We start from the raw sequence: 23357 nt of genomic DNA on the forward strand, positions 1-23357 counted from the left end.
CTGCGTCACACCCCGTGCGGGACGCGAGCTTGCCTCGCCCGCGTTCACTTGGGCTCGAATTGTAGCGCAGCCGAATTGATGCAATACCGAAGGCCGGTCGGGGCCGGGCCGTCCTCGAACACATGACCCAGGTGGGCTCCGCAGTTTTTGCAGCGCACTTCGATGCGCAGCATGCCGTGCGAGCGGTCCGTGCGCTCTTCGATCACTTCGCCGTCGATCGGGCGGAAGTAGCTCGGCCAGCCGCAGCCGGCGTCGAATTTCGTGTCCGACTCGAATAGCGGCTTGCCGCAGCACACGCAGTCGTACACGCCGCGCTCGGTATGGTCCCAGTACTTGCCCGTGAAGGGGCGCTCGGTGGCCGCGTGGCGCGTGACCTGATACTGCGTCGCGTCGAGCTGCTGACGCCACTCGGCGTCGGACTTGTGACCGGGGTAGGCGTCGGAGTTGTGATCGTCCTGGCTCATGTCGGGTTCCTGTCGGGTCAAATGCGCGGTGGAAAGGTCTGCCGTAGATGGGGGCGTGCTCACGAAGAGCAACTGACTTCGAGCGAGCTCGCCCAATCGGGCGGCAGCGCCGCGTAGGCTTCGTGCCCGGGCTGCTCGTCGAACGGATGCTCGAGCACGCTCGCCAGCCGTTCGACTTCGCTGAAATCTTTCTGCGCGGCGCGCTCGATGGCCGTTTGCGCGAGGTGATTGCGCAACACGTATTTCGGGTTCACGCGATTCATCGCGACGGCGCGGGCGGCGTCGTCGCGCGTTTCGAGTGCGAGGCGCGCGCGATAGTCGAGGCTCCAGGCGTCGAACGCGGCGCGATCGAGGAACAGGTCGCGCACCGACGTGTCGCCTTGCGCGTCGTGCTTCGAGACGCGCGAGAGACGGCGGAACGTCAGCGTGAAGTCGGCGCGGTTCGCGTGCATGATTTCGAAGAGGCGGTTCGCAAGTGCGTCGTCGCCTTCGTGCGTTTGCTCGAGGCCGAGCTTCGCGCGCATGCGCGCTTCCAGCGCCGGCGCGAAGTGCCCCTTGAAGCGTTCGAGCACGGCTTGCGCATCGGCTACGCAGCGCTCGCCGCGCGCCTTTTCGTCGGCGATGTCGTAGTGCGCGCCAAAGAGCGGCAGCAGCGCCTGCGCGAGGCAGAACAGATTCCAGTACGCGATCTGCGGCTGCATGCGGTAGGCGTAACGGCCTTGTGAATCGGAGTGGTTGCAGATGTGATTCGCGTCGAACCCGTCGATGAAGCCGAACGGGCCATAGTCGATCGTGAGGCCGAGGATCGACATGTTGTCGGTGTTCATCACGCCATGGCAGAAGCCCACGGCCTGCCAGTCGACCATCAGCGCCGCCGTGCTGCGCACCGCTTCGTCGAGCAGCCCGAGATACGGATCGTCGGCTTCGCGCAGATGCGGGTAGAAGCGGCCGATCACGTGGTCGGCGAGCGCGCGCAGCGCCTCTACATTGTCGTTCGAATAGAAGTGCTCGAAGTGGCCGAAGCGCACGAAGCTCGGCGACACGCGCGTGACGACCGCGGCGGTTTCAAGCTCTTCGCGGCGCACCGGCTGGTCGGAGCCGATCACGGTCAGCGCGCGCGTGGTGGGAATGCCGAGGTGATGCATTGCCTCGGAGCACAGGAATTCGCGGACCGACGAGCGCAGCACCGCGCGGCCGTCGCCCATGCGCGAATAGGGCGTGCGCCCCGCGCCCTTGAGCTGGACCTCGAGGCGCTTTCCCGCGTGCTCGATCTCGCCGAGCATGAGCGCGCGGCCGTCGCCGAGCTGGCCTGCCCAGACGCCGAACTGGTGTCCCGAGTAGACGCTCGCATACGACATCGTCGAAGGCGTTCGCTCGCGTGTGAAGTTGCCGCAGAAATACTCGGCGAATGCGGGATCGGACGGCGCTTCGCGATCGAGGCCGAGCAGCGCCGCCGTCCCCTTCGAGAAACCCACCACGTACGGCGCGGGCAGCGGCGCGCCGGGCAGCCGCGTATGGAAGGTCGCGCCGAGCGCTGCGAACGTGTCGTCGCGCGGCACGCCGAGCGCGCGTTCGAAGTCGGCGAGCGGGCCGTTTGCCGGCGCGCGCGGGGCGGTCGAGCCGCCGTTTGAGTCAGTTTGGCCTGGTGAAAACGACATATTGAGCGCCTATTGAATAGCCGATATTGTAAGTCCGCGCCCGCCGGCGTGCAGGACGCGGTCCGAATGCGTGTCGGACTTGCGCTTGGACTTGCATTTGCGCCTTCCTGCATGCCGCGCCGAGGCCGGCGAGCACTGCGCCATCCCATACAAAAACCTGGCATTCGAGTCGAGGAGACCGCTGACCATGACCGCGACGACCACGCCGCTGTTGGGACAAATGATGGACGTGCCGCTCCTCGTGTCGTCGTTGATCGCGCACGCGGCGCGCCATCACGGCAACGCGCAGATCGTATCGCGGCGCATCGAAGGCGATGTGCATCGTTACACGTACCGCGAATGCGAAGTGCGTTCGAAGCAACTGGCGCAGGCACTGATTGCGCTCGGCGTCGAACCCGGCGAGCGCATCGGCACGCTCGCCTGGAACGGGTACCGGCACCTCGAAGCCTACTTCGGCGTAACCGGCTTCGGCGCGGTGTGCCATACCATCAATCCGCGCCTCTTTCCCGAGCAGATCGCCTGGATCGTCAATCACGCGGACGACCGCTACATCCTCTTCGATATCACATTCGCCGCGCTCGTCGACGCGCTCGCGCCGCAGTGCCCGCAGGTGCGCGGCTGGATCGCGCTGTGCGACGAGTCGCACCGGCCCGCCATGCGCACGCCGGTGCTCTGCTACGAAACGCTGCTCGCGGCGCAAAACGGCGAGTTCGACTGGCCCTTGCTCGACGAGCGCAGCGCCTCGAATCTCTGCTACACCTCGGGCACCACGGGCAATCCGAAGGGCGCGCTCTATACGCACCGCTCGGCAGTCCTGCACGCCTATGGCGCATCGCTGCCCGACGCGATGGGGCTCAGCGCGCGCGACGCCATGCTGCCCGTCGTGCCGATGTTCCATGTCAACGCGTGGGGCCTGCCGCACGCGGGGCCGCTCAACGGCACGAAGCTCGTGCTGCCCGGCAAGGACCTCGATGGCAAGTCGCTCTACGAGCTCATGGAAGCCGAGGGCGTGACCTGCTCGGCCGGGGTGCCGACCGTGTGGCTCGGCCTGCTCGCGTATATGCGCGAGGCGGGCGTGAAGTTCTCCACGCTCAAGCGCACGGTGATTGGCGGCTCGGCGTGCCCGCCGGCCATGCTGCGCACCTACGAAGACGACTACGGCGTGCAGGTGATCCACGCGTGGGGCATGACCGAGATGTCGCCGCTCGGCACGCTCGCCAAGCTCAACTGGGAGCAGGCGCAGCGTCCGCCCGAGGCACAACGCGCACTGCTCGAAAAGCAGGGACGCGTGATTTTCGGTGTCGACATGAAGATTGTCGGCGACGACGGGCGCGAGCTGCCGTGGGACGGCGTGGCGTTCGGCGATCTGTACGTGCGCGGGCCGTGGATTATCGACCGGTATTTCAGGCAGGAGAGCGGCACGCCGCTCGTGGACGGCTGGTTCCCGACCGGCGACGTCGCGACCATCGATCCCGACGGCTTTCTGCACATCACCGATCGCAGCAAGGACGTGATCAAGTCGGGCGGCGAGTGGATCAGCTCGATCGAGCTCGAAAATATCGCGGTCGCGCATCCGGCCATCGCGGAGGCCGCGTGCATCGCCTGCGCGCATCCGCGCTGGACCGAGCGGCCGCTGATCGTCGCGGTGAAGAAGCCCGGTGCGCAGGTGACGCGCGAGGAATTGCTGGCGTTCTTCGAAGGCAAGGTGGTGAAGTGGTGGCTGCCCGACGACGCGGTGTTCGTCGACGAACTGCCGCACACGGCCACCGGCAAGCTGCAAAAGCTCAAGCTGCGCGAGCAGTTCCGCCATCACGTGCTGCCGAGCGCGCTGGAGGTGGGCGACAAGTGTCCGCTCGAGCCGCTCGACTCGGATAAGGGCGCGGCCAGTGGTGCCACGGCCAACACGAAATCGGCCGCCACGCGCGGTTAGCGCCTAGCACGCGCCCGAACGAAGCGCAGCCCTCGGGCTGCGTTTTTTTCGTCTGTCTGTCCGACTCCCGCGCATTGGCCGAAGACTCAGTACAAACCCTGGTATCTCGTGCGCAGCAAAAAATTGAACGAACGTTCTTTTTTCGGTATTCTGCGTGTAGACCGGGAATGCCGGACAATGAAGCGGCCAGCGCGTGTGCGTGACTCATGTGAGGCACAACGCGGCCCGCAAGTACGGAGGCAGGCAAATGGCAGTGGATTACACGACTCGCGACGGCGTCGCCGTCATCACGCTCAACAATCCGCCCGTCAACGGGCTCGGGCATTCGACCCGCACCGGCATCGTCGAGGGTTTGGTGCGCGCCAATAGCGATCCGGCCGTCTTGGCGATCGTGATCACGGGCGCCGGCAAGGCCTTCTCGGGCGGCGCCGACATCACCGAATTCAATACGCCCAAGGCGACCCAGGAGCCTACGCTCCACACCGTCATCAAGGAAGTCGAAAAGAGCGCGAAGCCCGTCGTGGCCGCGATCCATAGCGTGGCGATGGGTGGCGGCCTCGAACTCGCGCTCGGCGCGCACTATCGCATCGCCGCACCGGGCGCGCAGATCGCGCTGCCCGAAGTGAAGCTCGGCATTCTGCCCGGCGCGGGCGGCACGCAGCGCCTGCCGCGCGCCATCGGCCTCGAGGCCGCACTCAACATGATCGTGAGCGGCGCACCGGTGCCTTCGGAAAAGCTCGCGAATGCGGGCCTGTTCGACGCCATGGCGCAAGGCGATCTGCTCGAAGAAGCCGTCGCCTTCGCGCGCAAGGCCGCCGACAAGCAAGGGCCGCATCCGCTCGTGCGCAACCGCAAGATCGAGCATCCGAATGCCGAAGGCTTCCTGCAGTTCTCGCGCAATACCGTCGCGGCAATGTCGAAGAACTATCCGGCGCCGGTGAAGTGTGTGGACGCCGTCGCCGCGGGCGTGAAGCAGGGCTTCGATAAAGGCCTCGCGTTCGAGCGCGAATGCTTCCTCGAGCTCGTGCAGACGCCGGAGAGCCGCGCGCTGCGCCACGCGTTCTTCGGCGAGCGCGCCGCGAGCAAGATCCCCGACGTGCCGTCGAGCACGCCCACGCGCGAGATCCAGAAGGTGGCCGTGATCGGCGCGGGCACCATGGGCGGCGGCATCACCATGAACTTCCTCAACGCGGGCCTGCCGGTCACGTTGCTCGAAACGAAGCAGGAAGCGCTCGACCGCGGCATCGCGACGATTCGCAAGAACTACGAAGCCCAGGTCAAGAAGGGCAAGCTCACGGCCGAAAAGCTCGAAGCGCGCATGGCCCTGATCCGCCCGACGCTGTCCTATGACGACCTCAAGGAAGCCGACCTCATCATCGAAGCCGTGTTCGAAGAGCTCGGCGTGAAGGAGCAGGTGTTCAAGCGTCTGGACGAAGTCGCGAAGGCCGGTGCGATTCTCGCGTCGAACACCTCGACGCTCGACGTGGACAAGATCGCCGCGTTCACGAAGCGTCCGCAGGACGTGGTGGGCCTGCACTTCTTTAGTCCTGCCAACGTGATGAAGCTGCTCGAAGTCGTGCGCGGCAAAGACACGGCCAAGGACGTGCTTGCCACGGTCATGCAGGTCGCGAAGAAGATCCGCAAGACGGCCGTGGTCTCGGGCGTGTGCGACGGCTTCATCGGCAACCGCATGATCGAGCAGTACGTGCGCCAGGCGCTCTACATGCTCGAAGAAGGCGCGCTGCCGGCGCAGGTGGACCGCGCGATCGAGAAGTTCGGCTTCGCGATGGGCCCGTTCCGCATGAGCGACCTCGCGGGCAACGACATCGGCTGGGCGATCCGCAAGCGCCGCTACCAGGAAAAGCCGGACATCAAATATTCGAAGGTCGCCGACCGTCTGTGCGAGTTGGGCCGCTTCGGCCAGAAGACCGGCGCTGGCTGGTACGACTACAAGGCGGGCGAGCGCAATGCGCTGCCTTCGAAGCTCGTGGACGACATGATCGTCGCGTACTCGAAGGAAGTGGGCACCGAGCGTCGCAAGATTGGCGATGAGGAAATTGTCGAGCGACTCGTGTACGCGCTCGTGAACGAAGCCGCGAAGATCCTCGAAGAGGGCATTGCTTCGAAGGCGTCGGACGTCGACATGGTCTATCTCACGGGCTATGGGTTCCCGCTGTGGCGCGGCGGCCCGATGCTCTATGCGGACACCGTTGGCCTCTACAACGTGGCGCGCGCAATCCGCCGCTATGCACAGCAGCCGAACGGCGACGCGTGGCAGATCGCCTCGTCGGTTGCCGAACTGGCCGAGAAGGGCGGTACGTTCAACTAAGCCATTTGGTGACGGACGAACATCATGAGAAGCGCTGAAGACGTGCTCTTGCTGATCGATCTGCAATACGACTTCATGCCGGGCGGGGCGCTTGCCGTCGCGCACGGCGACGAAGTCGTGCCGGTCGCGAACCGGCTCGCGCAGAACTTTCGTAACGTGGTGCTCACGCAGGATTGGCACCCGGCGGAGCACGTGTCGTTTGCCGGCAATCACGCGGGGCGCCAGCCCTTCGAGACGATCGCGCTGCCCTATGGCGAGCAGGTGCTCTGGCCCACGCATTGCGTGCAGGGCACCGAGGGCGCCGCGCTGCATCGCGATCTCGCCGTGCCGCACGCGCGCGCGGTCATCCGCAAGGGGCATCACGCCAACGTCGACAGCTATTCGGCGTTTCTCGAGGCCGACCGCACGACGCCCACCGGGCTCGCGGGCTATCTGCGCGATCTCGGTGTGAAGCGCGTCTATTGCTGCGGACTCGCGACCGACTATTGCGTCGCGTGGTCGGCGCTCGATGCGCGCGCCGCCGGCTTCGAGACCGTGCTGATCGAAGACGCCTCACGCGCCATCGACCTGAACGGCTCGCTCGCCACGGCGTGGCAGCAGTTGAGCGCGGCAGGCGTGAAGCGCGCGCAAGCGGCCGATGTGCTGAGCGGCACCGTCTGATGAACGTCCGAAGCTTGTCCAATTCGCAGGATCAACACATTCGCATTGGATCGCACCCCGGGGCCAAAGCCTTGAGTGCGATCGACTGGAGACATACATGACTGATGCCGTAATCGTTTCGACCGCCCGCACGGGCCTCGCCAAATCGTGGAAAGGCGCGTTCAACATGACCCACGGCGCCACGCTTGGCGGCCACGTCACGAAGGCTGCCGTCGAGCGCGCGAAGATCGACCCCGCACGCGTCGAGGACGTGATCATGGGCTGCGCGAACCCCGAAGGCGCCACCGGCGGCAACATCGCTCGCCAGATCGCGCTGCGCGCCGGGCTGCCCGTCTCGGTGGCGGGCATGACCGTGAACCGCTTCTGTTCTTCCGGACTCCAGACGATTGCGCTTGCCGCGCAGCGCGTGATTGCGGGAGAGGGCGACGTGTTCGTGGCCGGCGGCGTGGAGTCCATCTCGTGCGTGCAGAACGAGATGAACCGCCACATGGCATTCGAAGGCTGGCTCAACCAGCACAAGCCCGAGATCTACTGGAGCATGCTGCAGACCGCCGAGAACGTCGCGAAGCGCTACGAGATCTCGAAGGAGCGCCAGGACGAATACGGCGTGCAGTCGCAACTGCGTGCCGCGGCGGCGCAGGCCGCTGGCCTCTTCAACGACGAAATCGTTCCGATGACGGTGCTCGCCGGCGTGGCCGACAAGGCCTCGGGCCAGCTCGTCACGAAGGAAGTGACGATTGCCGCCGACGAAGGCATTCGCGCCGACACGACGCTCGAAGGCGTCTCGAAGATCCGCACGGCAATGCCGGGCGGCGTGATCACGGCGGGCAACGCGAGCCAGTTCTCGGACGGCGCGAGCGCCTGCGTGGTGATGAACGCGAAGGTCGCGGAGCGCGAAGGGCTGCAGCCGCTCGGCATCTTCCGCGGCTTCGCGGTGGCCGGCTGCGAGCCGGACGAGATGGGCATCGGTCCCGTGTTCGCGGTGCCCAAGCTGCTCAAGCAGGCCGGTCTCAAGGTCGAGGACATCGGCCTGTGGGAGCTGAACGAAGCGTTCGCCGTGCAGGTGCTCTACTGCCGCGACAAGCTCGGCATTCCCGCCGACCGCCTCAACGTGAACGGCGGCGCGATCGCGGTCGGCCATCCGTACGGCGTTTCGGGCGCGCGGCTCACGGGCCATGCGCTCATCGAAGGCAAGCGCCGCGGCGCAAAGTTCGTCGTGGTGACGATGTGCATCGGCGGCGGGCAGGGCGCGGCGGGGCTGTTCGAAATCGTTTGATCGCTGCGGGGCCGGTACGGCGCGCGCCGCACCGGCCGCTCAGGTTTTCTCGCGTGCCGCATGCGCCTCACGCATGGCATGCAGCCCACTCACGAGCCTTCCGCCAGGCCTCGCGCGGCTATGATCGCGCCCCTCGCGCAAATGACGAGGCAGGTATCATGACGGCTGAGTCGCGCCCATGCGGCGCGGCCTCCGTTCAAGACAGACTGAAAAGGTGAACCCGTGATTCGTCATATCGTGATGTGGAAATTCAGGGAATCGGCCGAAGGCGCGACACGCGCCGAGAACATCGCGAAGTTCAAGACGATGCTCGAAGGCTGCCGCGATCTCGTGCCGGGCACGTTGCATCTCGAAGCCGGTCTCGCCGAGCCGGGCCTCGCTTCGACGTTCGATATCGTGCTGGTCTCCGATTTCGCCGACAAGGCCGCGCTCGACGCGTATCAGGATCACCCCGATCACCAGATCGTGAAGGACTTCGCCAAGCGCGTGGTCGAGGCGCGCCAGTGCGTCGATTACGTGGTCTGAGGGATTCGAGCTCAACCATGACCGGTACCGCAGATACAACGCAAGACGGCGCGTCCAGCCAGCAGCCGATGATCGAAAGCCCGTTCGTCGATCATCTGGGCGCGCAGCTCGTGAGCGCGCGCGACGGTGCGAGTGAAGTGCTCCTGCCGCTCGCCGAGCGCCATATGAATACGTGGGACGTCGCGCACGGCGGCGTGACCATGACGCTCGCCGACATCGCGCTTGCGATGGCCGCGCGCAGCGTCGCCGCCGATGGCGTGGGCGTCGTCACCGTCGAAATGAAAGTGAACTTCATGCAGCCGGGCCGCGGCGAGCTGCGTGCTTACGGCCGCGTGCTGCACCGCTCGACCACGATGGCCTATTGCGAAGGCGAGATCCGCGACAGCGAAGGGCATTTCGTGGCGAAGGCGCTCGGCACCTTCAAATACATGCGCCGTCTCGCGGTGGGCCGCGATGTGACGCGTCAGCGCCTGCGCAGCGACCCCAACGCAAAACCGGGCCCGAGCGACGGCTGAACGCCGTGCCCGACGCACGCAAGCCGCATGCAGGTTTTTCTTTTCGCATGCGCTTGCGATTCCGCTTCAAACCCGCGCGGTGCCAACCGTGCATCACGACCCCACATCGAACGCCATGACCCAGACTAATCGCCAGATTCTGCTCGCCTCGCGCCCCGAAGGCGCTGCCAGCGTCGATAACTTCCGTCTCGTTCAAACGCCGCTCGCGCCGCTCGCACAGGGTCAGGTGCGCGTGCGCAATCACTGGCTTTCGCTCGATCCGTACATGCGCGGCCGCATGAACGACAGCAAGTCGTACGCGGCGCCGCAGCCGCTCAATGCCGTGATGATCGGCGGCACGTCGGGCGAGGTGGTCGAGTCGCTCAACCCGAAATTCAAGGCCGGCGACAAGGTGGTGGGCATGGGCGGCTGGCAGGAGTACGCCACCTCGGACGGCAGCGACCTGCATGTCGTCGATACCACGCACGTGCCGCTGGCCGCGTATCTCGGGCCGGTGGGCATGCCGGGCGTCACGGCCTGGTACGGCCTGAACCGCATCATCGCGCCGAAGGCGGGCGAGACCGTCGTGGTGAGCGCGGCGAGTGGCGCCGTGGGCAGCGTCGTGGGCCAGCTTGCAAAACGGGCGGGCTGCCGCGCCGTTGGCATCGCGGGTGGTGCCGAAAAATGCCGGTACGTTGTGGAGGAGCTGGGCTTCGACGCCTGCGTCGACTACAAGGCGGGCAATCTCTATCAGGACCTCAAGTCCGCAACGCCAGAAGGCGTGGACGGCTACTTCGAGAACGTGGGCGGTGACATCCTGAACGCCACGCTCGCGCGCATGAACGCCTTCGGCCGGATCGCGCTGTGCGGCATGATCGCGGGCTACGACGGCGAGCCGATTCCGCTCAAGCATCCGCAACTGCTGCTCACGCAGCGCCTGCTCGTGCAGGGCTTCATCGTGAGCGAGCATATCGACGTTTGGCCGCAAGCGCTGTCCGAGCTCGGCGCACTCGTTGCGAAGAAGCAGCTGGTGTATCGCGAGAGCGTTGCAGAAGGTCTCGAAAACGCGCCCACAGCGTTCCTCGGCATGCTCAAGGGCCAGAACTTCGGCAAGCAGCTCGTCAAGCTCATCTGACGAAGGCAACGGGCCGGCCCTGAGCGCCGGCCTTCGCCAGATTTTTTTATTGCTTGTGCAGTACTAACGAATAGGTAAGGGAGCGCGATGTCGGATCCGTTTCAGTTCGAAGGCCGTGTGGCCGTCATTACCGGCGCGGCGAGCGGCTTTGGCCGTGCGTTCGCTCAGCAGGCCGCGTCGCTTGGCATGAAGCTCGTGCTCGCCGATGTCGATGCAGCCGCGCTCGAGGAAACCGTCAAGGCATTGCGCGCTCAGAACGTGCAGGCGATCGGCATGCGCACCGACGTGCGCGACCCGGCGCAAGTGGATGCGCTCGCGCAGGCCGCGCTCGACGCGTATGGCAAGGTCCATCTGCTCTTCAACAACGCCGGAGTGGGCAGCGGCGGCTTCGTGTGGGAAAGCAGCGCGAGAGACTGGGACTGGGTATTCGGCGTGAATGTGATGGGCGTCGCGAATGGCGTGCGCAGCTTTACGCCGATCATGCTCAAGCAGGGCGAGCGCGCGCATATCGTCAACACGGCCTCGGTGGCGGGCCTGCTCGCGCCGCCCGCGATGGCCGTCTACAACGCTTCGAAGCACGCGGTGGTGGCGCTCACTGAAACGCTCTATCACGACCTCAAGAACGTGAGCGAACAGGTGGGCTGCTCGCTGCTGTGCCCGGCGTTCGTGCCGACGGGCATCGCCAATGCCGAGCGCAGCCGCCCCGACGATCTGCGCAACGTTGCCCCGCCCACGCGCTCGCAGCAGGCCGCCGATCTGCAGTTGCAGCGCGCGGTGCGCTCGGGGCGTCTCACGGCTGACGATGTCGCGAAGACCACTTTCGACGCCGTGCGCGAAGGGCGCTTCTACATCCTCACACATCCGGGCATACTCCCATCGGTAAAGCTGCGCCACGAAGACATCGAGACGCTGCGCAATCCCACCGATCCGCTCTCGCTCAAGCCTGAAGTGAAGAAGGCGCCAGATTGATAGCACACCCGCGCGCGCTTTTCCGGCGCGCGCCGTGTGGCGTTCGAGCGAGACCTCATCCGAAAGACTCATGCCGCTCAACGCGAAGATCGCTCTCGTACTCGACATGGTGGCCCGCGCGGGCCGCACGCCTTACCACGAAATGACGCCGCAGGAAGCACGTGCGTCGTATGAAAAGAGCGCGTCGGTGCTCGAGATCGCGACCGCGCCGATGCACTCGGTCGAAGACCTGCAACTGCCCACACGCGATGGCGCGTCTGTTCGCGCGCGGCTCTATCTGCCGGTCGAGCCGCAATGGTCCGAGCCGCTGCCTGCGCTTGTCTATTTCCATGGCGGCGGCTTCACCGTGGGAAGCGTCGACACACACGACGCCTTGTGCCGCATGTTCGCGCGCGACGCGCGCTGCGCGGTGCTCTCGGTCGATTACCGGCTCGCGCCCGAGCACAAGTTCCCGACTGCCGTGAACGATGCGTTCGACGCCTACGCCTGGCTGCACGCGCACGCAGCCGAGTACGCGATCGACGAGACGCGGCTCGCAGTCGGCGGAGACAGCGCGGGCGGCACGCTCGCGACGGTGTGCGCAGTGCTCGCGCGCGACGCGGGCATGCCGCCCGTGTTGCAGCTGCTGATCTATCCGGGCACGGGCGGGCACCAGCAAACGGAGTCGCACAGGCGTCTCGCGCAGGGGTATCTGCTCACGGCGCCCACCGTGCAATGGTTCTTCAATCACTACGTTCGCGATGTGTCCGATCGCGACGACTGGCGCTTCGCGCCGCTCGACGGCACGCACGGAGCGCCCGATTTTCGCGGCGTGGCGCCGGCGTGGATCGCGGTTGCGGAATTCGATCCCCTCGTCGACGAGGGCATAGCCTATGCGCAGAAGCTGCACGAGGCGGGCAACGAGGTCACGCTCGTGCGATTCGACGGCATGATCCACGAGTTCTTCAAGATGGGTGGCTTCGTGGACGATGCGCGGCGCGCGCAGGCGCAGGCCGCGCAGGCGTTGCGCACGGCGTTCGGCACGGGGGATTGATGAGGCGGGTGGTTCGCGCTGAGCCCCAGCTCAGGGCCGGTGACTAGCGCGAACAGGTGTCAGGCGCGACGTCGACCGTGAAGCACTCATGGCGCTCGAATGCGCCCGGCCGCGCGATGCGGTGCGAGCCGTCGTCGTCGCTGCGCTCGCGCGCTTGCACGCTCAATCGATCGCCATTCACGCGCACGCGCAGCGCCGTGGTGCCGCGCGTGCCGTACTCGGGCGTCTCGATGAATGCCGCCGAAAGCGCGCGCTCGCGCTCCAGCGGAATGCCGGTCGCGGGCAACTCGCTATCGAGCGCGACGCTCGGGTCGCGCATCAACTCGATCAGGCGCTCGAGCGGAACGTCCGGGCCGTCCGCCGTGAGCTGGGCGAGCCCCGCGCGCTTGCGCACGAGCTTCGGCCATGGCGTGTCGAGCACGGCATTGGAAATGCCGTGCGTGCCCTCGGGCAGCAGGGCGGGCACGCGTTCGCCGCGGTTGCAGTACCAGGCGAGCTCGCGCCGCTTCCAGTCGCCGACGACCAGATTGAAGCCGTTGTACATCTCGCCGTCGCGCGCGACTTCCTCGAGATAGTCCAGCGGTGTATCGGGCAGTTTTTCGGCGCCTCCGGGCCCGGTCAGCCAGCGCGAAACAAGCGTGCCGCGCGTGGGCGCGTCGGGGCGCATCTCATGCGGCGCGCGGTAGTTGGTGAGGGCCGCGAAGCGCCCATCGCGCGTCATGCCAAGCCATGTCCCGCCGCCCACGAGGTCGCGCCCCGCGAGCACGTCAGGCGCATCTTTCCACCACTGCATGGGCTCGGCGGTACGGCGCAGGAATTCGTCGCGGTTCGCGGCGAGCGTGAAGAGCGCGCCATCGGCTGCGTGCGGCCGCCAGTCGAAGACGATCAGGCACATGGCGCACGGCCTCTGGCAGCAATGGCAAACGCCGCATGTGAAGCGCGCAACGCCTTCGGCGCGCCAGGGCGCGCGAAGGACGATGAAGCGATCCGCGCAAAGCGCGGCGCGGCCTGCGCCACCCTGCAACCCGGCGCCAAGACGTCAGGCCTCGGCGGGCAGTGCGTACGGCAGCGGCAGGATGCGCAGCGTGGGGCCGTCGGCGGCACCCAGATGCACGCTGCCCGACTCCAGCGCCGCGAGCTTGATCTCCGCGAGCAGATCGACACCGCCTTCGGGCGCCGCCGCCGCGTTGACGATCATGCCGCACGGCTGGCCCGGGTCGTCGGAGTGAAAGAGCTCGGCACCGGGGCGTGCGACGTCGAGCCCGGCGGCGACGCTCGCGAGCGCGGTGCGGCGCTTGATCGTGCCGCGATACTGGCTGCGCGCCACGATTTCCTGGCCCGGATAACAGCCCTTCTTGAAGTTCACGCCGCCGAGCACGTCGTAGTTGACCATCTGCGGAACGAACTGCTCGCTCACGGCATGGATGATGCGCGGCTCGCCCGCGCGGATGTCGAGCCAGTCCCAAACGGCAGGCGAAACGGGCTTGAGCGCGTCGCCGAGCGAGGCGAGCTTCGCCTCCACGGCGGCTTTCGGCCCGACCCACAGATAGCGCAGGCGGCCGTGCGCGTCGGGCACGCGGATCAGCGTGCCGGCGGGATCGTCCACCTTCACGTGCACGCCGTCGGGCAGCGCATCGAACACGCGCGCGAGCGCGCCGCGCACGTCGCCCGCGAGGCCCACCACGAGCAGCTTGTCGCTGTCGTCGGTGAGCTTGGCCTTGGCGCGCAGCACGAACATCGACAGGCGCTTTTGCACGCCAGCCTGCACGTCCTTCGAAAGCAGCATGCGGATGGTGTCGCCGGTCTTCCACGTGAGGAACGAGGCGAGCAGGCGCCCCTTGGGCGAGCAGTAGCCTGAGAGGCGCGCGCCGGTCACGTCCAGATGCTGGATGTCGTTCGTGAGCTGGCTGTGCAGGAAAGTGGCTGCGTCGTCGCCATTGGCGTCGATCACGCCGAATTGCGGCAGGATCGCATAGCCGCCGCCCTTGAGAACGGCGTCGAAGTCTTCTGCGGCAGGCGTGGCGATGGAGGACGGGGTACTTGATGCGAGCGGGGAGTTCATGGATTCGGGGAACAGTCAATCCTGACTTTGGCGAGGGCAAGCAGTTATTATATGAGGTCCGCCTGAGTCACGTTACGCATGTCCCTCCTCAAGAAATGCCTTGTTGCCGGCGCCGGCCTTGTCGTGCTTGGCGCCGTCGCAGTGGGCGGTGTCTGGCGCTGGGCGAGCTCGCCCGTGGCGCTCGCCGTCCCGCAACTCGATGTCACCATCAAACCGCATAGCTCCGTGCGCAGCGTCACCGCGCAATTGCGTCGTGGCGGCGTGCCCGTCCAGACCGATTTGTTCGTGCTGATGACGCGCGTGCTCGGCCTGCAAAGCCAGCTCAAGTCCGGCAACTATGAGTTCAAGGCCGGCGTCACGCCTTATGAGGTGCTGCAGAAAATGGCGCTCGGCGACGTCAACGAGTACGTCGCGACCATCATCGAAGGCTGGACCTTCAAGCGCATGCGTGACGAGCTCGATGCGAATCCGGCGCTGCGCCACGACACCGCCGGCATGAACGATGCACAATTGCTCGCGGCGATCGGCGCACCGGCCGCGCCGCAGGGCAGCGGCGAAGGGCTGTTCTTCCCGGACACCTACCTGTTCGACAAGGGCTCGAGCGATCTGGACGTCTATCGGCGCGCCTACAAGCTGATGCAGACGCGTTTGAACGAGGCGTGGGCCGCGCGCGCGCAGGGCCTGCCGCTGAAGTCGCCTTACGAGGCGCTCACGCTCGCCTCGCTGGTGGAGAAGGAGACCGGCAAGGCCGGCGACCGTCCGCTCGTGGCGGCCGTGTTCGCGAACCGGCTCAAGGCGGGCATGCCGCTGCAGACCGATCCCTCGGTGATCTACGGGCTCGGCGCGAGCTATACGGGGCGGCTGCACAAGAGCGATCTGCAGACCAACACTATTTACAATACCTACCTGCGCCCCGGGCTGCCGCCGACTCCAATCGCGCTGCCCGGCGCGGCCGCCCTGCAGGCGGCGCTCAATCCCGCCTCGACCGCCGCGCTGTACTTCGTGGCGCGCGGCGACGGCAGCAGCGTTTTTTCTGACAATCTCGTCGACCACAACAAGGCCGTCGACAAGTACATCCGGGGTAATTAAATGGCGCGGGGCCGATTCATCACGTTCGAGGGCATCGATGGCGCGGGCAAGACCACGCATCTGGCGTGGTTTCGCGAGCAGCTCGAGCAGAAACTCGCCGCCACGGGCCGCTCGGTGGTCATGACGCGGGAGCCCGGCGGCACGCCGCTCGGCGAGACGCTGCGCGAGATCCTGCTGCACGAGCCGATGGACCTCGAAACCGAGGCGTTGCTGATGTTCGCCGCCCGCCGCGAGCATCTGGCCCGCGTGATCGAGCCGGCGCTCGCGCGCGGCGACTGGGTGCTCTCGGACCGTTTCACCGACGCCACCTTTGCCTACCAGGGCGGCGGCCGCGGCCTGCCGCGCGACAAGCTCGAAGCGCTCGAGCGCTGGGTCCAGGGCGGCTTCCAGCCCGATCTGACCGTGCTGTTCGACATCGCGCCCGATACCGCGAGCGAGCGGCGTGGCGCCGCGCGCGAGCCGGACCGCTTCGAGAGCGAGACCGACGCGTTCTTCACGCGTACCCGCGCAGAATATCTGCGCCGCGCGGAAGAGGCGCCGTACCGCTTCGCGATCGTGGACTCGTCGCAAAGCATCGACGAGATTCGCAAGAAGCTCGGACAAGTGATCGCAACGCTGTGATTGAAAGGCGTGACTTGCCGTCCTTATGACGTCCGATCGAATTCGCGTAAATTCTCAGAAATATCACTTAATAGATTGATTTAAAACATGATCTACCCGTGGCAATCCGGCGACTGGGAGCGCCTTCAGCAACTGCGCAGCCACTGGCCGCATGCGCTGCTGCTGCATGGCCAGGCCGGCATCGGCAAGCTTCAGTTCGCGCAGCATCTGGCGAAGGGGCTGCTGTGCGAGTCGCCGCATGCCGACGGCCAGCCGTGCGGCGCGTGCCCGGCGTGCAACTGGTTTGCGCAGGGCAACCATCCCGACTACCGCGTGGTGGTGCCCGAGGCGCTGGCCGGCCTGGTCGGCCCCGCCGGCGCCGACGACAAGGAAGACGCCAAAGCCGATAAGGGCGACGGCGACGAGGGCAAGAAGACCCGTGCGCCCAGCAAGGAGATCCGCATCGAGCAGGTGCGCGCGCTACTCGATTTCACGGGTGTGGGCTCGCATCGCGGCGGCCTGCGCGTGGTCGTGCTGTATCCGGCCGAGGCGCTCAACGTCGCCGCCGCGAACGCGCTTCTGAAAACGCTTGAAGAACCGCCCTCGGGCGTCGTGTTCCTGCTCGTTTCGGCGCGCATCGACCGGCTCTTGCCCACCATCATCAGCCGTTGCCGCCAATGGCCGATGAGCACGCCCGCGCCCGAGGAGGCGCAGGCGTGGCTGACCGCGCAAGGCGTGGCCGACCCGGCGGGCCTGCTCGCCGAAGCGGGCGGCGCGCCGCTTGCGGCGCTCGCACTCTCGCAAGACGACAACCGCGCGCTGCGCGACTGGACACTCGGCCAACTCGCGGCAGGCGCCGCGTGCGACGCCTTCGCATGTGGCGAGACGCTGCAAAAACTGCCGGTGCCGCTCGTGCTCGGCTGGCTGCAGCGCTGGGTCTACGACCTGCTGGCCGAGCGCACGGCGGGCCGCCCTCGCTATTACCCGCAGTCGGCAACGGCCCTCGCGCGCTGCGCGGCGCATCTGGACGCACCGGCACTGGCACTCTATCTGAAGACCGTCACGCGCCAGCGTGCCGTGGAAAACCATCCGCTGAATGCGCGCCTCGTGTTCGAGGAGCTTTTTCTCGGCTATCGTGAAATGTTCGCCTGAGATCTTTGTCTGAGCGTGTCTGGCCGGCGTCGGCATGCGCCGCCGCGCGCCGGTCGACCGCATCACGAGCCTTGTCTACCGGGATGCCACCCTCGACAAGCGCGTTGCGGCCCGAGAGGCGCAGGGCTTGCCGCCGCATTTTTCGTTGATTCCTTGCAGTCAGCCTTACCCGTCACTCCATCGCAGGACCGCCCATGTTTGTCGATTCGCATTGCCACATTAACTTCGAGGGCCTCGCCGACCGGCTGCCCGAGCTGCTCGAAAACATGCGCGCGCAAGCCGTCACGCACGCGCTGTGCGTCTCGGTCGACTTCGAGACGCTGCCCTCGGTGCTCGATATCGCGAGCCGCTACGAGAACGTCTATGCGTCGGTGGGCGTGCACCCCGATCATGAGGATGTCCAGGAGCCCACCGTCGCGGACCTCGTGGAGCTGGCGAAGCATCCGAAGGTCGTGGCGATCGGCGAAACGGGGCTCGATTACTATCGCCTAGGCGAGCGCACGATCGAGGACATGGAGTGGCAGCGCGAGCGCTTCCGTGTGCATATCCGCGCGGCGCACGCTACGGGCAAGCCGCTCATCGTGCATACGCGCGCGGCTTCGGACGACACGCTGCGCATCATGGAGGAGGAGCGCGCCGGGGAGCCGGGCGGTGTGATGCATTGCTTCACGGAACCCTGGGCGATCGCCGAGCGCGCCCTCGCGCAGAACTTCTACATCTCCCTTTCGGGCATCGTGACGTTCAAGAGTGCGACGGAGGTTCAGGACGTCGCGCGCCGGGTGCCGCTCGAGCGTCTGCTGATCGAAACGGATTCGCCGTATCTTGCGCCAGTGCCCTATCGCGGCAAACCCAATGAACCTGCGTACGTTAGCCATGTCGGAAGATTCATTGCTCAGCAACGCGGATTGCCGGACGCCGAACTCGGCGCTGCCACCACGCAGAATTTTTTCCGGCTCTTCAAGATTCCGGCCACGGCCTGAGTCGCGAACCGCTCGCGGCAAACTTCCGTTTATTATTTATTATCAATTAGATAGCGAATAACGTTAAGGCTTGACATGAACTTGAATCCGCTTACGTCCACCTTCCACGCTACGCAAGCCCCGCGCGCCGCAGGCGTGCGCCGCATCGCCGCCGCGCTCGCCATCGGCATGAGCGCCGCCTTCCTCGCGAGCGCGCCGGCCCACGCCGCGCCGATCGACTCGCTCGTGAAGGCCGTGAAATTCGACGACGACAAGGGCGTCGCCAAGGACATCGCCAACGGCATGGACCCGAACGTCACCGACAGCCAGGGCATGCCGCTGCTCGTGCTGGCCGCGCGCGAGAAGTCGGACAAGGTGGCGGCGCTGCTGCTCGACAATCCGAAGACCAACATCACCGCCGAGGACAAGGCTGGCGAGAATGCGCTGATGCTGGCCTCGCTCAACGGCGACATGGAGCTCGTGAAGCTGCTCATCACCAAGGGCGCCGAGGTGAACAAGCAGGGCTGGACCGCGCTGCACTATGCCGCGGCGAATGGCCAGGATGACGTGGCGAAGCTGCTGATCGGCTATTCGGCTGACGTCAATGCGCTGTCGCCCAACGGCACGACGCCGCTCATGATGGCCGCGCGCGGCGACCATATGAGCACCGCGAAGCTGCTGCTCGACCACGGCGCCAATCTCAATGCGAAGAACCAGATCGGCATGAACGCGCTCGATTTCGCCAAGCAGTACAAGGCACCCGACGCGATCAAGGATCTCTCGGCGCGCATGGGTCAGACAGCGCAGTAAGGCCACGGCAGGGCCGCAGTGGGGCCGCATCCGGGCTCGAACGCAGGCGCATTCGCGGCGGTGGCGAGACCGGGTGCCCCACGTGCGGCGCCGGCCGCGTCAGGCCATGCAATGCCGCTCGCCGGTCCTTTCGTGAGGCGCCGCACGGCGCGCCCGCAAAAACAGTGCACAATACCGGGGTTGCCGCCGGCCGCCAGCGGGCGGCTCGCGGCGCGGCAAGCGCCGCCCCCAACGACGAATCAAGGAGAATCATGCTGCGGGCTCTGATCTGCGCCGGCGCGCTCGCTGTGCCGATTTCGGCTTTCGCCTTTACCGCCTCCGATCTGAACCGGCTGTGCTCGAAGACCGACGTGGCGTCGCGCAGCGCATGCGCCGCCTACATTGAAGGGGCCGCCGACGGCATTTTCAACACCATCGACGCAATCGGCGGCACGACCGGCCCGCGCGTGGGCCAATACTTCTGCCTGCCGGCGGACGCGCGCTCGGCGCAACTCACCGACGCCGTGCGCAAGTACATCGCCGACAATCCGAATGTCGCCGGCTACAACGCCAGCACGGCGATCTCGCTCGGGCTCGGCAAGGCGTTTCCGTGCAAAACCAGCAACTGAGCCGGCAGCTGAGCCTGTAACCGGCTCTTCGCCCGGTCGCCTGTCCATAGATCTCATCGCGCGCGCCTGACTGCCCGGCAGGCTGCGCATCCGGGCGCGTAGCCCCGGCCGTACGCCGTTGAATCGTCGGCGTACGCTTCAATCGATTCACCAGCGGGACGGCTCACGGGCCGTCAACGCATCTCGCGCCGTCGCGCGCATGACTTTCCCGAACACGCGTCAGATTGCCGCTAGCCTGCTGGCCCCGGCGGCCGTGGCCGCTCTCGTGGCACGTCTCGTGCTGGGCAATCTGATCACCGGGCTGCAAATCGCACTGACACAGCCGATCCGGCTCTGCGACGTGGTTGTCATCCAGGCCGGGTGGGGACGCATCGAAGAAATTACCGGCACTTATGTCTCGTTACGGATCTGGGACCAGCGGCGCCTGGCCGTGGCGCTGCAATGATTCATCGAGTCGAGAATCGGCTCACGAACTGAACGCACAGCAGTTTGCAGATCATCGGCGCGGTGTCCCGTGGCTCGACTACCGTCTGTCGCTCGCCCCGTTGCGCGTGCTCGTGAGTTCGCACCACGCGTTGAGCGTAGCCGGATGGCGCGTTTGCAGGCCGCCCAGCAATGCAAGCCCGCGAGCGAGCCTATAAATAAGAAGCGGCAAAAGAAACAGCCGAGGAAGCAATGGAGCAAACAGGAGGAGCATCTCGATGGCCAGACTGATAGTCGTCTCGAACCGCGTGGCGACGCCCACGGAGACCAAGGGCTCCGCAGGGGGACTCGCCGTCGGGGTGTTCGGTGCGCTCAAGGACGCGGGCGGCGTGTGGTTCGGCTGGAGCGGCGACGTCGTGAGCGAGACGGTGGCGAACGCGGGCCCGACGCTCGCCGAGGAGGGCCACGTCACGTTCGCGACAGCCGGGCTCACGAAGAAGGACTACGACCAGTATTACCGCGGGTTCTCGAACGCCACGCTGTGGCCGATCTTCCACTACCGCAACGATCTCGCGCGCTACGAGCGCGACGAATACGCGGGCTACCGGCGCGTGAACGCGTGGCTCGCGCACAAGCTCATCAAGCTGATCCAGCCCGACGACATGATCTGGGTCCACGACTACCACCTGATCCCGTTCGCCGAGGCGCTGCGCTCCGAGGGCGTGCGCAATCGCATCGGCTTCTTTTTGCACATTCCGTTTCCTTCGCCGCAAGTACTGCTGACGATTCCGCCGCACGAAGAGCTCGTGAAGTCGCTGTCCTGCTATGACCTGCTCGGCTTCCAGACGCGCAATGACCAGCAGGCGTTTCACGATTACATCGTGCGGACCGCGCGCGGCACGGTGCGTGAGCACGGCGAGAACAAGGAGGAGGGCGAGGTAGAGGCCTACGGGCGCAAGCTGCGCACTGGCGTCTATCGCATCGGCGTGTTTCCCGACGAGATCGCCGAGCAGGCCGCGCGCTACGAGAGCCGCCAGCACGTGCTCGACCTCAAGCAGAGTCTCGAAGGGCGCAAGCTCATCATGAGCGTGGACCGGCTCGATTACTCGAAGGGCCTGGTCGAGCGTTTTCACGCGTTCGAGCAGTTGCTCGAGCATTCGCCCGAATGGCGCGGCAAGGTCACGCTCGTGCAGATCGCGCCGCCCACGCGTTCCGACGTGGCGAGCTACAAGGTCATCCGCGAGGAACTGGAGCGCGAGGCGGGGCGCATCAACGGGCGCTATTCAGGGCTCGACTACACACCGATCCGCTACCTGAGCCAGCAATACGACCGCTGGAAGCTGGTGTCGCTGTTTCGCGAGTCGCAGGTGGGCTATGTCACGCCGCTGCACGACGGCATGAATCTGGTCGCGAAGGAGTACGTGGCCGCGCAGAATCCCGCGGACCCCGGCGTGCTGGTGCTCTCGATCTTCGCGGGCGCCGCCGCCGAGCTCACCGGCGCGCTGCTCGTGAATCCGCACGACGCGGCCGGCATGTCGGAGGCGCTCGGCCGGGCGCTCTCGATGCCGCTCGATGAGCGCAAGGCACGCTACCACGTCAATATGGAGGCGCTGCGCCGCAACGATCTGGGCGTCTGGCGCGACCGCTTCCTCGGCGACCTCGCGGCCGTGCCGCAGCCGCGCTGAGCGATCGCGCGGCAGTCCCCGATTGCCCATTCGACGACGCCGCCGACTGGCGACAACGCGCGCCGCGCCCGATTGCGTATCATCGGGCGCTGGCTCAACCCGCGCGCAGGCGCGCCCGCTACGGCTCATGCTCTCCACCCTCGCCATCGCCAACTACCGCTCGCTGCGCGAGCTGATCGTGCCGCTCGGCCCGCTGAACGTCATCACGGGACCGAACGGCAGCGGCAAGTCCAATCTCTATCGGGCGCTGCGCCTGCTCGCGTTGACGGCGCGCGGCGGCGTGATTCCGTCGCTGGCGCGCGAGGGCGGCCTGCAATCGACGCTGTGGGCCGGCCCCGAGCGCTTCTCGCGCGCGGTCGCCAAAGGCGAGTACGCGGTTGAGGGCACCGTGCGCAAAGACGCGGTGAGCCTCAAGCTCGGCTTCTCGGGCGAGACCTTTGGCTATGCGATCGACCTTGGCTTGCCGATGCCCGGTTCGTCGTATTTTTCGCTTGACCCGGTCATCAAGCGCGAATGCATCTGGGGTGGGCCGGTGCTGCGTCCATCGGCTTTGCTCGTGGACCGCCAGGGGCCGATGATCCGCATCCGCGATGAAGAGGCAGGGCGAGGCGAGTGGACCACGCTCGCGCAACCGGTGGCCAGCTTCGACAGCATGATGACGGAGTTCGCCGACCCGCGCAGCGCGCCGGAGATGATTGCGGTGCGCGAGCAGATCCGTTCGTGGCGCTTCTACGACCACTTCCGCACCGACGTGCACGCCCCCGCGCGCCAGGTGCAGATCGGCACCCATTCGCCGGTGCTTGCCGACGACGGCGCGAATCTTGCCGCCGCGCTGCAGACGATCCGCGAGATCGGCGATGGTGGAGCGCTCGACACGGCGGTCGGCGATGCGTTTCCCGGCGCGCGCGTCGAAATCGTGAGCCACGAGGGGCGCTTCGAGGTGGCGCTGCGTCAGGAAGGGCTGCTGCGGCCGTTGCGCGGCGCCGAGCTTTCGGATGGCACGCTGCGCTATCTGCTGCTATCAGCGGCGCTGCTGAGCCCGCGGCCGCCCGCGCTGCTCGTGCTCGACGAGCCGGAGACGAGCCTGCACCCGGACTTGCTGCCGTCGCTCGCGCGGCTCATCGCGCGAGCCTCGGTGCACTCGCAGGTGCTGGTGGTCTCGCATGCGGCGCGGCTCGTCGCGGCGCTCGAGCGCGAGGCGGGCAGCCAGTCGATCGTGCTGGAGCGGCGCCTCGGTGCGACGGCGCTCGCCGAAGACGTCTCGCTTGACGTTCCGGCGTGGAAATGGCCGTCGCGCTGAGCGTGGGCGCCGTGCCGGCTGCGCGCCGCAAGTTGTTTCCACCTGTAACTCGATATAGCAATTGAAAGACTCGCAGCGCGTGCGCCACGCAGGGCGAATAATCGCTAAATGAGCCGCCTCCAGCCGCTCGATGATGCCCTGTGCGGGTCTGTCCCTTCGATGCCCGGCGGTGCGGTCGCGGTACCTGGCTTGCCTT

The 23357-nt window shown here is 66.5% G+C and carries 21 protein-coding genes and 1 pseudogene; 18 read left to right on the forward strand and 4 right to left on the reverse strand.

Features of this window, described 5'->3' with window-relative positions; translation table 11 throughout:
• Nucleotides 1-44: 44 nt before the first annotated feature.
• Together msrB and EYW47_RS06740 are read right to left on the reverse strand one after the other, a co-directional pair.
• The gene (gene msrB, locus EYW47_RS06735) at nt 45-464 is read right to left on the reverse strand and encodes a peptide-methionine (R)-S-oxide reductase MsrB (protein ID WP_133194064.1); all 420 of its coding nucleotides are present in this window, start codon (nt 462-464) and stop codon (nt 45-47) included.
• A gap of 59 nt (nt 465-523) precedes the next feature.
• Nucleotides 524-2122, reverse strand: a complete 1599-nt coding sequence (locus EYW47_RS06740; RefSeq protein WP_133194065.1) for a protein adenylyltransferase SelO — start codon at nt 2120-2122, stop codon at nt 524-526.
• Nucleotides 2123-2309: 187 nt separating this feature from the next.
• On the opposite strand from EYW47_RS06740, the gene EYW47_RS06745 reads away from it, so the two are divergent.
• From EYW47_RS06745 to EYW47_RS06785, 9 genes are all read left to right on the forward strand, one after another.
• On the forward strand, nt 2310-4052 hold the full coding sequence (locus EYW47_RS06745; protein ID WP_133194066.1) for a 3-(methylthio)propionyl-CoA ligase: 1743 nt from the start codon (nt 2310-2312) through the stop codon (nt 4050-4052).
• 247 nt (nt 4053-4299) lie between these two features.
• Nucleotides 4300-6381, forward strand: coding sequence for a 3-hydroxyacyl-CoA dehydrogenase NAD-binding domain-containing protein (locus EYW47_RS06750; protein WP_133194067.1), 2082 nt, complete (start codon nt 4300-4302; stop codon nt 6379-6381).
• Nucleotides 6382-6405: 24 nt separating this feature from the next.
• Complete coding sequence (gene pncA / locus EYW47_RS06755) at nt 6406-7041, forward strand: bifunctional nicotinamidase/pyrazinamidase (RefSeq protein ID WP_133194068.1); 636 nt, start codon at nt 6406-6408, stop codon at nt 7039-7041.
• A gap of 97 nt (nt 7042-7138) precedes the next feature.
• A complete protein-coding gene (locus tag EYW47_RS06760) occupies nt 7139-8317 on the forward strand; it encodes an acetyl-CoA C-acyltransferase (RefSeq protein ID WP_133194069.1) in 1179 nt (392 codons plus the stop codon).
• A gap of 222 nt (nt 8318-8539) precedes the next feature.
• Nucleotides 8540-8842 carry a Dabb family protein gene (locus tag EYW47_RS06765; RefSeq protein WP_133194070.1) on the forward strand — a complete coding sequence of 101 codons (303 nt, stop codon included), beginning with the start codon at nt 8540-8542 and terminating at the stop codon, nt 8840-8842.
• 17 nt (nt 8843-8859) lie between these two features.
• On the forward strand, nt 8860-9357 hold the full coding sequence (locus EYW47_RS06770; RefSeq protein WP_240763570.1) for a PaaI family thioesterase: 498 nt from the start codon (nt 8860-8862) through the stop codon (nt 9355-9357).
• A 115-nt stretch (nt 9358-9472) separates the two neighbouring features.
• Nucleotides 9473-10471: an NADP-dependent oxidoreductase gene (locus EYW47_RS06775; RefSeq protein WP_133194071.1), complete on the forward strand. Its 999-nt coding sequence runs from the start codon at nt 9473-9475 to the stop codon at nt 10469-10471.
• A gap of 87 nt (nt 10472-10558) precedes the next feature.
• Nucleotides 10559-11440 (forward strand): SDR family oxidoreductase, encoded by an 882-nt coding sequence (locus EYW47_RS06780; RefSeq protein WP_133194072.1) that lies wholly within the window; start codon nt 10559-10561, stop codon nt 11438-11440.
• Between the two features lie 70 nt (nt 11441-11510).
• The gene (locus EYW47_RS06785; RefSeq protein WP_133194073.1) at nt 11511-12473 is read left to right on the forward strand and encodes an alpha/beta hydrolase; all 963 of its coding nucleotides are present in this window, start codon (nt 11511-11513) and stop codon (nt 12471-12473) included.
• Between the two features lie 43 nt (nt 12474-12516).
• On the opposite strand, the gene EYW47_RS06790 is transcribed toward EYW47_RS06785, so the two are convergent.
• On the reverse strand, nt 12517-13368 hold the full coding sequence (locus EYW47_RS06790; protein WP_133194074.1) for an NRDE family protein: 852 nt from the start codon (nt 13366-13368) through the stop codon (nt 12517-12519).
• Between the two features lie 144 nt (nt 13369-13512).
• Entirely contained in the window at nt 13513-14535 is a 1023-nt protein-coding gene (ygfZ, locus tag EYW47_RS06795) for a CAF17-like 4Fe-4S cluster assembly/insertion protein YgfZ (protein ID WP_133194075.1), read from the reverse strand.
• 78 nt (nt 14536-14613) lie between these two features.
• Between ygfZ and mltG the strand changes: the two genes are divergently transcribed.
• The 9 genes and pseudogenes from mltG to EYW47_RS06840 all read left to right on the forward strand — a co-directional run bounded on the left by mltG (nt 14614) and on the right by EYW47_RS06840 (nt 23161).
• A complete protein-coding gene (mltG, locus tag EYW47_RS06800; RefSeq protein WP_133194076.1) occupies nt 14614-15624 on the forward strand; it encodes an endolytic transglycosylase MltG in 1011 nt (336 codons plus the stop codon).
• Nucleotides 15625-16245 (forward strand): dTMP kinase, encoded by a 621-nt coding sequence (gene tmk / locus EYW47_RS06805; protein WP_133194077.1) that lies wholly within the window; start codon nt 15625-15627, stop codon nt 16243-16245.
• A gap of 87 nt (nt 16246-16332) precedes the next feature.
• The gene (locus EYW47_RS06810) at nt 16333-17376 is read left to right on the forward strand and encodes a DNA polymerase III subunit delta' (protein ID WP_133194078.1); all 1044 of its coding nucleotides are present in this window, start codon (nt 16333-16335) and stop codon (nt 17374-17376) included.
• A gap of 194 nt (nt 17377-17570) precedes the next feature.
• Nucleotides 17571-18356, forward strand: coding sequence for a TatD family hydrolase (locus EYW47_RS06815; RefSeq protein ID WP_133194079.1), 786 nt, complete (start codon nt 17571-17573; stop codon nt 18354-18356).
• Between the two features lie 75 nt (nt 18357-18431).
• Nucleotides 18432-19145 carry an ankyrin repeat domain-containing protein gene (locus tag EYW47_RS06820; protein WP_133194080.1) on the forward strand — a complete coding sequence of 238 codons (714 nt, stop codon included), beginning with the start codon at nt 18432-18434 and terminating at the stop codon, nt 19143-19145.
• A 251-nt stretch (nt 19146-19396) separates the two neighbouring features.
• Entirely contained in the window at nt 19397-19753 is a 357-nt protein-coding gene (locus tag EYW47_RS06825) for a Rap1a/Tai family immunity protein (protein WP_028216386.1), read from the forward strand.
• Nucleotides 19754-19946: 193 nt separating this feature from the next.
• Nucleotides 19947-20304 (forward strand): annotated as a pseudogene (locus tag EYW47_RS41320) (mechanosensitive ion channel domain-containing protein); the annotation flags it as partial.
• 150 nt (nt 20305-20454) lie between these two features.
• Nucleotides 20455-21861, forward strand: coding sequence for an alpha,alpha-trehalose-phosphate synthase (UDP-forming) (otsA, locus tag EYW47_RS06835; RefSeq protein WP_133194081.1), 1407 nt, complete (start codon nt 20455-20457; stop codon nt 21859-21861).
• Between the two features lie 127 nt (nt 21862-21988).
• Nucleotides 21989-23161, forward strand: coding sequence for an AAA family ATPase (locus EYW47_RS06840; RefSeq protein WP_133194082.1), 1173 nt, complete (start codon nt 21989-21991; stop codon nt 23159-23161).
• The last annotated feature ends 196 nt before the right edge of the window (nt 23162-23357 follow it).

Source organism: Paraburkholderia silviterrae (assembly GCF_004353915.1).
Taxonomy (GTDB): domain Bacteria; phylum Pseudomonadota; class Gammaproteobacteria; order Burkholderiales; family Burkholderiaceae; genus Paraburkholderia; species Paraburkholderia silviterrae.

What these genes read in the sequence shown, in the direction of transcription:
- msrB (WP_133194064.1), bottom strand. Translation starts at nt 464, where the DNA reads ATGAGCCAGGACGATCACAACTCCGACGCCTACCCCGGTCACAAGTCC.
- EYW47_RS06740 (WP_133194065.1), bottom strand. Translation starts at nt 2,122, where the DNA reads ATGTCGTTTTCACCAGGCCAAACTGACTCAAACGGCGGCTCGACCGCC.
- EYW47_RS06745 (WP_133194066.1), top strand. Translation starts at nt 2,310, where the DNA reads ATGACCGCGACGACCACGCCGCTGTTGGGACAAATGATGGACGTGCCG.
- EYW47_RS06750 (WP_133194067.1), top strand. Translation starts at nt 4,300, where the DNA reads ATGGCAGTGGATTACACGACTCGCGACGGCGTCGCCGTCATCACGCTC.
- pncA (WP_133194068.1), top strand. Translation starts at nt 6,406, where the DNA reads ATGAGAAGCGCTGAAGACGTGCTCTTGCTGATCGATCTGCAATACGAC.
- EYW47_RS06760 (WP_133194069.1), top strand. Translation starts at nt 7,139, where the DNA reads ATGACTGATGCCGTAATCGTTTCGACCGCCCGCACGGGCCTCGCCAAA.
- EYW47_RS06770 (WP_240763570.1), top strand. Translation starts at nt 8,860, where the DNA reads ATGACCGGTACCGCAGATACAACGCAAGACGGCGCGTCCAGCCAGCAG.
- EYW47_RS06775 (WP_133194071.1), top strand. Translation starts at nt 9,473, where the DNA reads ATGACCCAGACTAATCGCCAGATTCTGCTCGCCTCGCGCCCCGAAGGC.
- EYW47_RS06780 (WP_133194072.1), top strand. Translation starts at nt 10,559, where the DNA reads ATGTCGGATCCGTTTCAGTTCGAAGGCCGTGTGGCCGTCATTACCGGC.
- EYW47_RS06785 (WP_133194073.1), top strand. Translation starts at nt 11,511, where the DNA reads ATGCCGCTCAACGCGAAGATCGCTCTCGTACTCGACATGGTGGCCCGC.
- EYW47_RS06790 (WP_133194074.1), bottom strand. Translation starts at nt 13,368, where the DNA reads ATGTGCCTGATCGTCTTCGACTGGCGGCCGCACGCAGCCGATGGCGCG.
- ygfZ (WP_133194075.1), bottom strand. Translation starts at nt 14,535, where the DNA reads ATGAACTCCCCGCTCGCATCAAGTACCCCGTCCTCCATCGCCACGCCT.
- mltG (WP_133194076.1), top strand. Translation starts at nt 14,614, where the DNA reads ATGTCCCTCCTCAAGAAATGCCTTGTTGCCGGCGCCGGCCTTGTCGTG.
- tmk (WP_133194077.1), top strand. Translation starts at nt 15,625, where the DNA reads ATGGCGCGGGGCCGATTCATCACGTTCGAGGGCATCGATGGCGCGGGC.
- EYW47_RS06810 (WP_133194078.1), top strand. Translation starts at nt 16,333, where the DNA reads ATGATCTACCCGTGGCAATCCGGCGACTGGGAGCGCCTTCAGCAACTG.
- EYW47_RS06815 (WP_133194079.1), top strand. Translation starts at nt 17,571, where the DNA reads ATGTTTGTCGATTCGCATTGCCACATTAACTTCGAGGGCCTCGCCGAC.
- EYW47_RS06820 (WP_133194080.1), top strand. Translation starts at nt 18,432, where the DNA reads ATGAACTTGAATCCGCTTACGTCCACCTTCCACGCTACGCAAGCCCCG.
- EYW47_RS06825 (WP_028216386.1), top strand. Translation starts at nt 19,397, where the DNA reads ATGCTGCGGGCTCTGATCTGCGCCGGCGCGCTCGCTGTGCCGATTTCG.
- otsA (WP_133194081.1), top strand. Translation starts at nt 20,455, where the DNA reads ATGGCCAGACTGATAGTCGTCTCGAACCGCGTGGCGACGCCCACGGAG.
- EYW47_RS06840 (WP_133194082.1), top strand. Translation starts at nt 21,989, where the DNA reads ATGCTCTCCACCCTCGCCATCGCCAACTACCGCTCGCTGCGCGAGCTG.